The organism is Paenarthrobacter sp. OM7 (genome assembly GCF_029873575.1).
Taxonomy (GTDB): domain Bacteria; phylum Actinomycetota; class Actinomycetes; order Actinomycetales; family Micrococcaceae; genus Arthrobacter.
This window is the reverse complement of record NZ_CP123579.1, coordinates 3,610,277-3,622,445: the sequence shown is the minus strand read 5'-3', so window position 1 is coordinate 3,622,445 and position 12,169 is coordinate 3,610,277. Positions and strand designations below refer to the sequence as shown.

At 64.1% G+C, this 12,169-nt stretch carries 8 protein-coding genes; 6 read left to right on the top strand and 2 right to left on the bottom strand.

The features are described 5' to 3' along the window. Nucleotides 1-212 precede the first annotated feature (212 nt). The 6 genes from QEH68_RS16655 (at nucleotide 213) to QEH68_RS16630 (ending at nucleotide 6,859) form a co-directional block, all read left to right on the top strand. Nucleotides 213-1,499: an ABC transporter substrate-binding protein gene (locus QEH68_RS16655; protein ID WP_207594509.1), complete on the top strand. Its 1,287-nt coding sequence runs from the start codon at nucleotides 213-215 to the stop codon at nucleotides 1,497-1,499. Between the two features lie 49 nt (nucleotides 1,500-1,548). Beyond that, nucleotides 1,549-2,499, top strand: a complete 951-nt coding sequence (locus tag QEH68_RS16650; protein ID WP_280623463.1) for a sugar ABC transporter permease — start codon at nucleotides 1,549-1,551, stop codon at nucleotides 2,497-2,499. Beyond that, nucleotides 2,496-3,419: a carbohydrate ABC transporter permease gene (locus QEH68_RS16645; RefSeq protein ID WP_207594507.1), complete on the top strand. Its 924-nt coding sequence runs from the start codon at nucleotides 2,496-2,498 to the stop codon at nucleotides 3,417-3,419. The genes QEH68_RS16650 and QEH68_RS16645 overlap by 4 nt, the downstream gene beginning before the upstream one ends. Before the next feature lie 34 nt (nucleotides 3,420-3,453). Next, nucleotides 3,454-4,098: a Poxvirus protein I5 gene (locus tag QEH68_RS16640; protein WP_207594506.1), complete on the top strand. Its 645-nt coding sequence runs from the start codon at nucleotides 3,454-3,456 to the stop codon at nucleotides 4,096-4,098. A gap of 33 nt (nucleotides 4,099-4,131) precedes the next feature. Next, nucleotides 4,132-5,421: an MFS transporter gene (locus QEH68_RS16635; RefSeq protein ID WP_280623462.1), complete on the top strand. Its 1,290-nt coding sequence runs from the start codon at nucleotides 4,132-4,134 to the stop codon at nucleotides 5,419-5,421. Between the two features lie 148 nt (nucleotides 5,422-5,569). Continuing rightward, entirely contained in the window at nucleotides 5,570-6,859 is a 1,290-nt protein-coding gene (locus tag QEH68_RS16630; protein ID WP_280623461.1) for an extracellular solute-binding protein, read from the top strand. Between the two features lie 6 nt (nucleotides 6,860-6,865). On the opposite strand, the gene QEH68_RS16625 is transcribed toward QEH68_RS16630, so the two are convergent. Together QEH68_RS16625 and QEH68_RS16620 are read right to left on the bottom strand one after the other, a co-directional pair. Continuing rightward, complete coding sequence (locus QEH68_RS16625) at nucleotides 6,866-10,027, bottom strand: family 78 glycoside hydrolase catalytic domain (RefSeq protein WP_280623460.1); 3,162 nt, start codon at nucleotides 10,025-10,027, stop codon at nucleotides 6,866-6,868. Further along, nucleotides 10,024-12,120 (bottom strand): DUF6807 family protein, encoded by a 2,097-nt coding sequence (locus QEH68_RS16620; protein ID WP_280623459.1) that lies wholly within the window; start codon nucleotides 12,118-12,120, stop codon nucleotides 10,024-10,026. Before QEH68_RS16620 ends, QEH68_RS16625 begins: the two co-directional genes overlap by 4 nt. Nucleotides 12,121-12,169: the final 49 nt, after the last annotated feature.

Here is a 12,169-nt window from a genome sequence, read left to right as displayed (position 1 = left end):
CCTTCATCATGGTGGCGGTTTGGGTCTCTGCTGTCGCTGGTGCGTATAAGAGCAGCGTACCGATGAAATCACCGGCAAACAGGTTCTTTGGAAAACGCTTGCCCAGATTCGCAATTAGGGATATTGTATCGATTCAGAACGAGTGTAAGCGAGATCACTGCCACGTTGTAGAGAACTCGACAAGCTTGCACCAACTGAGCAAGGAGGCTCTCATGATCGATAGAAGGAAATTCCTGGGTACGGTGGCTCTCGGCACTGCATCTGCCGCGTTCCTGGCCGCGTGCGGCCAGTCCTCATCGCCGGCCCAGACTGGCTCGGCGGAGAACCCCGTGACCATCACGTACACGTGGTGGGGCAACGATGACCGTGCAGAACGTACCCGCAAGGCCATTGCCCTGTTCGAGTCCAAGAACCCGGACGTCAAGGTCAACGGCAATTTCTCCGACTTCGCCGGCTACTGGCAGAAGCGCGCAACCGAAGCTGCCGGCGGCGGCTTGCCGGACGTGATGCAGTGGGACCTGTCCTACCTGCGTGATTACGGCCAGCGGAACCAGCTCCTTGACTTGGGCACGGTAAAGATCAACACGGACGCATTCGACAAGTCCCTCCTTCCCTCGGGCCAGATCCGCGGCAAGACCTACGGCATCCCCACCAGCACCAACGCTTTCGCGGTCTACTACGATCCCGCCAAGCTCGCTTCCCTGGGCATCGCGGAGCCGGATGGATCCTGGAACTACAAAGAGTTCAACGCCTTCCTGGCCGAGGTCGGCGCCAAGGGCAACGGCACCCTGTTTGGCGGCACCGACTACACCGGAATTTGGTGGAACTTCAACATCTGGTTGCGCCAGAACAACATCCAGGCGTTCACCGAGGACGGCAAGCTCGGCTTCTCCAAGGATGATCTGAAGAAGTGGTGGAACCTGACCGGTGACCTGCGCGGCACCGCGGCGATTGTGGGCGAGGACAAGGCAACCCAGTTGCTGCCCAAGTCCCCGTTCGGCTCCAACGTCACGGCAACGGAAGTCACGTGGGACAACTTCATGGCCGGCTACCTCGCGGACAGTGGCGCGAAGGAACTCAAGCTCGTTCCTGTTCCGTCGGACGACCCCGACAACCTGGGCCTGTTCCTCAAGCCCTCCATGTTGATGGTGGCCAGCGCGAAAACCAAGAACAAGGACGCCGCTGCCCGCTTCATCGACTTCATGGTCAACGATCCGGAGGTGGGCCAGATCTTCAAGACCTCCCGCGGTGTCCCGGCGTCGAAGACCCAGCGCGATGGCACCACGTTCGAAGGCACGGACAAGCTGGTGGTGGACTACGAGAAGTCCATCGAGAAGTACCTCAAGGATGCCCCGGAGCCGCCCATTGTTGGTTTCGGCACCCTGGAGTCCACGTTCAAGCGGGTCACGCAGGACCTGAACTACGGCAAGTTGACCGTGGACGGCGCAGCTGATGCGTGGTTCAAGGAAGCCGAAGACCTTATCAAGCAGAACGCCTAAGCAGACCTTCTGTGTCTGATCCGGCCTTCACAACTGACGGACTATTCTCGTGACGCAAAGCCCAACCCTGAGCAGGCGTGCCGCCTCCGCTCCCACGCCGCCGCGCAAATCGCGGCGGCGTGGGGCGGACACCCGCGCCGGTTACACCTTCCTTTTGCCCTGGCTGCTGGGATTCATCGCCCTGACCGTGGGGCCGATGATTTCCTCGCTGTACCTGTCCTTCACCAACTACAACCTCTTCGATGCCCCCAAGTGGATCGGTTTCGATAACTACCTCACCCTCTTCCAGGACGAACGGTTCCTGCAGTCGGTGGGCGTGACCATGCAATATGTGGTCTTCGGAACCCCACTCAAGCTCGCGGCGGCGTTGGCGATCGCGATGCTGCTCAACAGCAAACGCAAGGGCCAGGGTTTCTACCGGTCCGCGTTCTATGCGCCGTCACTGATCGGTGCTTCGGTATCCATCGCGATCGTCTGGAAGGCCATGTTCGGCGATTCCGGCCCAGTGGACCAGGGCTTGTCCTTTTTCGGGATCAACCTCGGCGGTTGGGTGGGTAACCCCAACATGACCATGGGCATGATGATCCTGCTGACCGTCTGGCAGTTTGGCGCCCCCATGGTGATCTTCCTGGCCGGCCTGAAGCAAATCCCCACGGACCTGTATGAGGCAGCGTCGATGGACGGTGCCGGCCCGGTACGGAAGTTCATGAACATCACCTGGCCCATGCTTTCCCCGGTGATCTTCTTCAACCTGCTCATGGAAACCATCCACGCGTTCCAGATCTTCGCCTCGGCCTACATCATCTCCAACGGTGAAGGCGGCCCGGCAGGCTCCACCCTCTTCTACACCCTCTACCTGTACTTGCGCGGTTTCTCCGATTTCCGGATGGGCTACGCCTCGGCCATGGCCTGGCTCCTGGTGATCGTGGTCGGCATCATCACGCTGATCTTCTTCAAGACCTCCAAGTCCTGGGTCCACTACAGCGGTGATGCAAAGTGACAACCATGGCAACCCCCACCCAGCCCGCACCCACGAAGCCCTCAACGGCACCGGTCTACAACCCGAAGTCCGAGTCCACCACGGTCAAGCGGATCAAGAGCACCATCTTCCACGTCGTTGCCTTGGCCTTGGTGGCGATGGTCCTCTACCCGGCACTGTGGATGATCTCCGCGTCCTTCAAGCCGAACTCCGAGATCGGCGGCGCCAACAACGCGTTGTGGTCAGCCAACTTCAGCTTCGATAACTTCGTCACGGCCATGGAAGGCATAGGTGGGGTCTCCACCTTGACGTTCTTCACCAATTCCCTGATCCTGGCCGTTGGCGCAGTGGTGGGTACCGTGCTCTCGGCGTCCATCTCCGCCTACGCGTTCGCCCGGATCAACTTCCCCGGCCGCGGACTGTTCTTCGGCATGATGATCGCTACCTTGCTGCTGCCCTTCCACGTGGTGATCATCCCGCAGTACATCGTGTTCCAGCAGCTTGGCCTGGTGGACACGTACGTGCCGCTGCTGATCGGCAAGTTCCTCGCCGCTGACGCATTCTTCGTCTTCCTCATGGTCCAGTTCATGCGCGGGCTCCCGGCCGAACTGGATGAGGCGGCACGCATCGACGGCGCCGGACACGTCCGCATCTTCGGCTCCATCATGCTTCCGCTGATGAAACCGGCCCTGATCTCCACCTCGATCTTCTCCTTCATCTGGAGCTGGAACGACTTCCTGGGCCCGCTGCTCTACCTGAACACCCCCGAAAAGTACCCGCTGCCGCTGGCGCTGCGGCTCTTTGTGGACCAGACCCAGTCCTCGGACTACGGGGCCATGATCGCCATGTCCGTCCTGGCGCTCCTCCCGGTCCTGGTCTTCTTCCTCGTCTTCCAGCGCTACATCGTAGAAGGCGTATCAACACAAGGCCTTAAAGGCTGACGGACACGGAAGAGAATACTGAAAAATGAGCACTATGAATGCCACTGGCACGTCATCGGGGAAGCCGGGAATTCCGGTCAACCGCTTTGCCCTCTTCGCCGAGACCATCCTGGCGGGGGTCATCGTGCTCCTCTTGTCCGTCCCCTTGGTGACGGCGCCGGCTGCTTACGCGGCCGGCGTCGCGCACCTGGAAAGGCACCTCAGCGGCAGGGACGATTCCCTCCGCAGCTTGTGGGGCAATTTCCGTCGCGCGCTTCCCGGCAGTTGGAAGTTTGGCATCACGACGGCGGCAGCCGCCGTCGTGATTGTCCTGAACCTGTTGCTCGCCCTGGTGGGTCAACTTCCTGGCCGCGCCGTTATCCTTCCGGCCACGCTGATACTGGCCGCGGCCGGGGCGGTTCTCCTGCTCCGCACCGCGGCCAACTGGAGCGGTGGCGTGAACTGGGACGGCGATGCAGGCCTGCAGCCTGCTGAAGTACCGGGCCGGCAACGCTGGGCCGCTGCCTACTCCAGCGCCAAAGATGACTCGGTGCGTGACTGGAGCGGTTCCTTGCTGTTGCTCGCCGCCCTCTTCATGACGGTCGTCTTTGTCTGGATGTTGCAGGCGTTGTTCGTGATCGTTCCCGGGACCCTGGTCCTGGCAGCAGCAGCCATCAAGATCCGCTCACACCGAAGTTAACCACCCAACCCGCTGAATCGAGCAGTCCACCCCGTGTCGCCGCGCCCGTTCCCACTGCGCCCCAAATCCACCACGACAAACGAAGCATCCGCCCCACGGACACGCTCCACAGAGACCTGGCACTACCCGCTGCGCCACCACAATTACAGGATCTTCGTGGCACTCTCCCTGGTGGGAAGCGGCGGAGTGTGGATGCAAAGGCTGGCGCAGGACTGGCTGGTTCTCCAGCTCACGGGGAGCCCGGCGGCGGTGGGCCTGGCCGTGGCGTTGCAGTTCCTTCCCATGCTGGTGGTGGGGCCCATCAGTGGTGTGCTGGTGGATCTCTTCCCCAAACGACGCATCCTCCTTGCCTGCCAGTCCGTCGCCGTCTTGCTGGCTGCCGGGCTGGCCGTGTGGAACGCCACCGGTGGTACCGACGTCTGGGTGGTCTACGCCTCCTGCATCGCCTTGGGCATCACCAGTGCCATCGACGGACCAGCGCGGCAGGTGTTCGTCAACGAGGTGGTGGGCGATACCGGACTCCCCGCAGCCATCGGCCTGAACAGCGCCGTTAGCCAACTGGGTGCCATGGTTGGACCCGCACTTGCCGGCGTGGTCATTGCCCAGGCAGGTCCGGCCGCGGCGTTCGCTGCCAATGCCGGCTTGGGAATGGCCGTCCTGGTGATGATCGTGTCCATCCGGCCAGGCGAGCTCCACGACTCACCCGAGATCGGTGGGCACGAGCCGCGGCGGGGCCGGATCCTGGCAGGTTTCCGCTTTGTCCGGGAGCGTCCGCCGTTACTCCTGACCATGCTGCTGGCAGGTTTGCTGGGCGCTTTCGGCATGAACGGACCCGTGGTCCTGGCGGCCTTCGCGGACCAGGTGTGGCACAGCGGTCCTGCTGGTTTCGGCCTCTTCAACACAGTCAGCGCCCTGGGGGCCTTGGCGGGTGCGTTGGTGGCCACCCGGATCAAGCGCTTTGGCCGCAAGGGCATTGTGGCCAGTGCCGGGCTGTTCGGCCTGACGCAACTGCTGGCCGCCGTGATGCCTACACAGGAATCGTTTGTGGTGATGCTCATTGTGGTGGGCTTCATGACGCTGCTGTTCCTCACAAGCGCAGCTACCGCCGTCCAGTTGGAGGCTGGCGCCAGCGTTCGTGGCAGGGTCCTGGCCCTCTACTTCCCGTTGCTTCTGGGTGGGCACGCGCTGGGTGGTTTGCTGGCGGGATGGCTGACGGAGGATTTTGGCGTCCGTACCGGATTGGTAGTGACCGGTGCGTTGGGTATGGCCTCGGCCGCTGTGATTGGTTTCGTGCTGTGGAGCTGCTCACGACGCCGGCGATGAGCCCGTTCCCCGCGATGAGCGGATTTGTGAACGTTTGAGATCAACACACAAAAGTTCCTTGACGGGTGACGTAAAGCACACCTAGGCTGAGAAAGCGTTTTCTCCGACGTGCATCTGCAAGATTCCCCTGCCAAGACAAGGACCCCAGATGTCGATCCGTGCAACAAAGAAGTTCGCGCTCAAAGCTGCAGCAGCCGCGGCCGTTATAGCCATCACCATGACAGGCTGCGGGAGCTCGCCGCAGTCCGCCCCCGATGGCACAGTCACCCTGCGCTTCAGCTGGTGGGGCTCGGACGTCCGCCACAAGATGACCCAAAAACTTATTGACGCTTTCGAGGCCCGGAATCCCACCATCAAGGTCAAGGGCGAATACGGCGACTGGTCCGGCTACTGGGACAAGCTCGCTACGCAGGTTGCCTCGCAGGACGCCCCGGACATCATTCAAATGGATGCCGCTTACTTGGGCGAGTACGCCGAGCGCGGCGCCCTCCTGGAACTGAAGGACGTAGACCTGGGCAAGTTCGATGCTGCCGTTGCAGACGCAGGCAAGGTTGAAGGCAAGCAGTATGCCGTCACTGCCGGCGTGAACGCCCAGGTAGTTCTGGCCAACCCATCGCTCCTGTCGGCCAGCGGTGTCACGTTGCCCGATGACAAGACCTGGACCTGGGACGAATACAACAAGACGGCGGCCGCCATCACCGAAGGCAGCAAGAGCGGCGTCTATGGTTCCGGAGCCGTCAGCGGCGACGCTCCCATGAATCTCTGGTTCCGTCAGCACGGCAAGTCGCTCTTTACCTCCGACGGCAAGTTCGGCTTTGACGAGGGCGACCTGACGGGCTGGTACGAATACCAGGCCGAACTCCGCGATTCCAAGGCCGTGCCGCCCGCCTCGGTGATGACCGAGGACGCCACCGCTTCCGTGGACCAGCAGGGCCTGGCTACCAACAGGTTCGGGCTCGCTTGGTATTGGTCCAACCAACTGAGCGCCCTGACCAAAGCCTCCGGCCAGCCTTTGGAGATCCACCGGCCACCGAGCACTGACGGCAGCGCCGCCAGTGCCAAGCAGTTCTACAAGTCCTCACAGTTCTGGTCGGCGAGTTCCCGCACCAAGCACCCGGCCGAGGTGCAGAAGTTCATCGATTTCCTGGCCAACAATGTGGAGGCCGGCGAAGTTGCCCTCGCTGACCGCGGTATCCCGGGCAACTCGGAGGTCCGCGCAGCAGTCCTGCCCAAGCTGACACCGGAAGACGCAGCCACGGCTAAGTTCATTGACGAGATCTCCTCCGAGTTGGGAGACGCAGTGCCGGTACCTCCGGCAGGTTCCAGTTCCGCCGTCGAGGCTTTTGGCCGCTACGGACTGGAAGTGCACTTCAACCGGATGTCACCCGCAGAAGCTGCCAAGAAGGCCATGGACGAAGCCAAGAGCGCGCTGGGTTAGCCCACGTCAGACCCCGTCTCGTGGGCCAAAGGTCCACGTGCCGGGCCCGGCCGAAACTGTACGGTCGGGAAGGACCACCTGGGCCGTTACGCCTGCGGGAATGTTGCACTCCAGTTCCATGCCGTCGGCCGTCCGTTGCCAGGAAACGGCAACCGCTCCGCGCTGCGTGGGCACGCTGCCCGCGGCACCTTCCAGACGGCACACCGGCGGTTGGATCACGACGGCGGACGCTCCCGGCGCTGTCACCCGGACACCGAGGAGATACTCCAGGATCTCCCGGATTACGGAGGCAGACCAAGCGTGGGACTGGCTGTAGTCGCTGCCCTCGTCGAGTTCCCAGGCCTCCCAGGTGAAGGACCCGCCGGCTTCCAGCAAGCGTGCCCAGCCGGGCCGGCCTGGCTCCGTCAGGAGATCCAGGACAGCGTCCACGCGCCCCTGCGAAAGCAACGCCCGGAACAGCCGGTGCACCGTCATGGGGCCTTGCCGCATGCCCATTCCGGCGATGCGTTCGGCGTCCTTGGCCGCGTGCACGGTCGGGGTAATGCCCAGCGATAACGGGTACGACGTCGCATGCTGTGAGGCATTCAGGCTCGGCCGGCCGTCGGCGTATAAACCATCCACCATCACGCCGTCCACGCGAAGCCGGGTGTTGATGTGCCCGGCCAACCCATCCGCAGCTTTCCTGTACCGGGCGGCCTCGGGTGTAAGGCCTGCAGACCCGCAGAGCCGGCTGACGGCGTCGAGCACTGACCAGGATTGGGCGTTCACCGTGGTGCGCGCCGCGCAGTCCATGTCGTAGCCGAAGCGGCCCGGTGCCGGCCAGTCCACGATGCCGTGGAGGTACGGACCCGCGCCGCCGCCAAGCTCGGTGACCAACCCGGCGGTGGGACCACTGGCGGGGATGTACCGGAGCACGTAACCGGCCGTGTCCTGGAGGCAGGGGAGGAGTTCCTGGACCAGGGCGTCATCCCCACTGAGCCGGTGGTAGTCCTCCACCCATTCGGGCATCATGAGCGAGAAGTCGGGGATGTCGCGCTTGCCGTCGCCGTTGGGATACACCGCGTTGTAGCGGCCCCGCTGATCGGGCGAATCCCAGTAGCGCCTGGCAGATCCCGCGAATTCGCGCAGAGCCTTGGCCGTGAAATGACGCTCACCGAACAACGCCATGGTGGCGTAGGAGATGTTCACGGCGTCGCCCAGGAATTGGCCCTTTTCGCGGGTGGGCGTGTCCACGAACTGTTCCTGCACACCCAGCAACGCAGAGTCGCGAAGGAGCGTGAAGACCCGGTTCAGCGTGGCGTCGGAGCTGTGGAAGCTGCCTTCGGCCGGGTGTTCGCCATGGATGACCGTTGCGCCCACCGCACCGAGGTCCTCGATGCCCACACCGGGAAATTCGAGGTAGCGGAACCCTAGATGCACCGCTGCCTCATAGCGCTGCGGTCCGTCCTTTTGTGTGTAAGGGAACGCCATGTCCGTGTTTTGGCTGGGAGTCTTTCCCGGGTCCACACGGCCATCGGACTGCAGGTTGTACCCGGCACGGAGCATCACGGTCCGCCCGTGCCGGCCCCGGAGGAACTCCACAACCGGGCGCCCGGGGATCACTGCGCCGAAGTCCGCCACCGGTGTGCCGTCCGCGGCCGTGAAAATGGCGACGGCGGGGGCATGGTTCCGAGCGACGCTTGCGTGGTTGGGGCTGAGGGCCGGGAAATCCGGGACTGGGTGGACCCCGAGCGAGAGCGCCGGGTGCCAGCCTTCCGGGGCCGGCCACGCAGTCGCATCGAAGTGCTCTACCGGGTCGCCTTCATCGTTGCGGTACCCGCTCTGGCGGTAGGGCCCCTCGGCCACCAGCCACCCCGGCCCGGATCCGAATACGTCGCGCGTGCCGTCGTCGTACTCCACCGTCAGTTGGGCCAGCACACCCGGGCGGACGGCCGCCCGGCCCTGGCCCGGACCGTACCAATGCGCGACGGCGGTCAGGGTGGCGCTGCCGCCCGACTGCAGTGTCTCCGTGACGTCGGCGGCGTTGTAGAAGTGTTCGCCCGGGTAGCCGAAGTTGGTGGTCTCCAGGCAAGGAGTGCCGTTGAGGGTGAACGCGGCATGGTGGCTCGCCGCAGCATAGAGGCGGGCACGGACCACAGGACGCTTGAGGTTGCAGGTTGCCTTGGCAAGGGTCCATTCGTCGGGCTGGCGGAGGGGCGTGGTGTTGGTCCAGCCTGCCAGGGAGCCAGGGGCCGTGAAGTCGCTGCTGAGGAGGGTCTTCCCGTCACTCCGGACATCAAGGGAGAGGTATTCGGCCTGGCTCCGTGGTCCTTGGTGGAAGGCGATGCCCGTGCCCCCGGTGTTTTCAACGTCCGAGTCCAAGGCCGTGGCGCCGTCAATGGTGACGGTGATGCGCTGCCCGTCGTCGGTGACCACCAGGTCCTGCCAGCCGTCGTGGGGAGTGGCACCCGCCCGTGAAACAGCGGTTGCCCCAAAGTCCGGGGTTTCAGCCAGTGCCTCCGTGGCGGGCGCAGCCATGGCGCCGATCTCCCAGGCGGGAGCCTGCCGGAGGACGGCTGTACTGTTGGGTTTCATTTCCAGCAGCAGCCCGGTTCCGGGTCCTTCGCTGCGGAGGAGAATCCCGGCAGTACCAAGACGCAAGCGGAAGCGGGCGGCGATCACCGTGCTGCCGCTGGCTGATACAGGCCAGGGAAGATGTGGCGAGCCGCTCACACGCAGCAACCCTTCCACCATTTCCAGTGGCGCGCGGCCTCCCGGGGCACGATGGATCCACTCGGCGTTCCAACCGCTGGTTCCCGATTCGGCGAGCCCTGTGCTGAAACATGCCGGAGCGCCCGGCTCACCCACAGCACCGGTGGAGTCCGTGACCTGGACGGTCCACTGGTAGTCACTGTCAGGGCTGAGGTTGGGGCTGTTTTCGGGGCTTGTGGAGGACTGGTGGTGCTGCTGGTCTGTGACCACAGTGCCCGAATCCCACACCTGTGTTCCGCCGCGGTCCATCACCCGGATTCGGTACGAGGCTTGGAACGATTGCCGCGTGTCTGCGGAAGGACCGGCATCCAGCAGCCAGGCGAACCTGGGCCGTGCCGGGGCCATCAGGCAATGCGTCCGGCCCTCCACCGTGAGGCTCGTCGCGAGGAGTGGTGATGCCGGGGCGTTGGAAATCATCGAGCCGACACCAAGTCCTCGATGTCAGGGGTGCCGAGTATTCCGTCACTGATCCACACCGCGATGGAACGGGTCAGTGCTTCGCCCGCAGCCAACTCCACGGCGGAGTCCCACGCCAGCGCCGAACCCACGGCCGGGTAGCCGCTGCATCGCACAAACCATGGGTCCGGGGACTCGGAAGGTGCGCCAAACACCAACGTGGCCGGGCCGCCGTCGAACTCTCCGGTCCACGCCAGCCACGGCGTCACTGAACCATGTACGGCGGGTTCGCCCTCGGCTGTGGAGGAGAACACGCGCGGAGAGGCATTGGCAGGAAGCCTCCAGAAGAAGCCGCCGTAGCCACTTCCCGCGGCACCGTGCGAGCCAGGACTACCCAGCGAGGCATCCACGACGGCGGTGAGTTCCGTTGTGATGTCCAGCCGCCACGTTCGTGGGGTGATGAGCGAACGACGGAACGAGCGACGTTCCTCCAGGAGCAAGCCGCCGTCGGCGGCCAGCCAGTGGAGGTCCGCTGTGGAGTGCTCCGGGCCCTGGGTGATTGCGGTGACCTCGATTCTGCCGTGGTCGTTCAGATCCACGTATTTTCCTGCGGACCGGCGATAACTGCGTCCACCCCAGAAGTTGCTGCCGTTGACGTCCTGCAGCGCGAATCCGGCGCCGAGATGCCACACGTGGTCCGAAGCAAGGTGGTCTGTCACCACGATGCCGCCGCGGGTGGTCACCGGATGAAGGTAAGGCCGCGGCGACAACGCCGTGTTGAGCCCGCTTCCATTGCGGAAGATGGCAGTAGGAGCTTCTTCCTTGGGATCTCCATCACCGGCACCCTCAGAATCCGCAGCGGGGGCGAAGAGAGCCTCGGAGCCCGCCGCGGCTGGTCGCGCCCACGGCAGGCCGAGTTCGGAGAACGTTGCATGGGACAAGGTGGCCCGTTCCAGGATGTCCTCAATGCGGGGGATCACTGCATGGGCTTGATCGCCGGATCCCACCCAGGTCAGGAATTCCGAGGGAATCACGGCAGGAGCCGCGGCTGTCCGGATGGCTTCCAGGACGCGCATGAAAGCGCCACTGTGATCCAAGGGGCTGAGCAAGGCGGTGCCCTGGCTCAGGTGCTGGAGCAGGTTCTCGGTCAGATCGTCCCGCCCGAAGACATGGGTGGTTTCAGCTGCTTCTGTGCGGACCGTGACACGGTCTTCGGTGTAATGGAACACCGCTGTTCCCTCGGTGCCGTGAAGCGTGACGTACGGTTCCACGGATTCGGTGGCGCACAACGTGAGGGCGCAGGTGATGGGCAGTCCGTTGACGGTCTTCATGCGGATCACGGAGGTATCGTCCGCTTCAATGTCGTTGGCGCGATAGAGGTCCGTGTCCACCGATGCCAGGTCTTCTGCCTGGCGGGCTCCGGCGATGCGGAGGGCAGTGGCAATCGCGTGGGCCAATGGATTGGTGGCGACGCCGTCCACCACGTCCACTCCGTCGAGGCTGCGTTTGCCCGCCCAGCGCGAGCGCTTGTAGTAGGCGCGGTCGCGGACCCAGCGGCCGGTAGCGGAGATGCCCTTGAGCGTGCCGATGCCGGGAAGTTCCTTCGTGGCTTCGCCGTTGGCCAGCTGCTCCAAAGCGGCCAATGCATGGGAACCCAGACTCTGGAAACCGATCTGTACGCTGCGTCCGGCTGCGGTTGCGGCCTCCTTGAGTCGGCGGAAGTCCTTCATGGAGGCTACCGGGGGCTTTTCCAGGTAGAGGTGGGAGTGGGATGCGAGGACGGACAAAGCCAACGGGGCGTGGGTCTGGATCGGAGTAGCCACGATGATCACCTCCGGGTGGTGATCGCCGGCCAGCAGGTCATCGAGGGTGGCATGGACAGCAGTTGTCGCGGGCAACGCACCGGCGGACGGGGGATTTGGGTCCGCCACGGCAACGAGTTCCACCGCTCCCTGCGCGCTCAGCCTATGAAGGTTGTGGAGGTGGTGTGCTCCGAAGCCGTGGACTCCTACCAGGGCAATCCTGGCGGGAGCGGTCCGGGGTGCGGGTACCGGCGCGGGCGACGGTGCGGCCCCGCGCGGGCTGGTGATGGACTCGATGGAAGGGGTGTCCATGGCTCTCCTCGGCTGGCGCTGCAACGAAGGCGGTGACGCCGTCGTCAGG

Excerpts from the sequence above, each read along its gene's own strand:
- QEH68_RS16655 (WP_207594509.1), top strand. The coding sequence starts at position 213 with ATGATCGATAGAAGGAAATTCCTGGGTACGGTGGCTCTCGGCACTGCA.
- QEH68_RS16640 (WP_207594506.1), top strand. The coding sequence starts at position 3,454 with ATGAATGCCACTGGCACGTCATCGGGGAAGCCGGGAATTCCGGTCAAC.
- QEH68_RS16630 (WP_280623461.1), top strand. The coding sequence starts at position 5,570 with ATGTCGATCCGTGCAACAAAGAAGTTCGCGCTCAAAGCTGCAGCAGCC.
- QEH68_RS16625 (WP_280623460.1), bottom strand. The coding sequence starts at position 10,027 with ATGATTTCCAACGCCCCGGCATCACCACTCCTCGCGACGAGCCTCACG.
- QEH68_RS16620 (WP_280623459.1), bottom strand. The coding sequence starts at position 12,120 with ATGGACACCCCTTCCATCGAGTCCATCACCAGCCCGCGCGGGGCCGCA.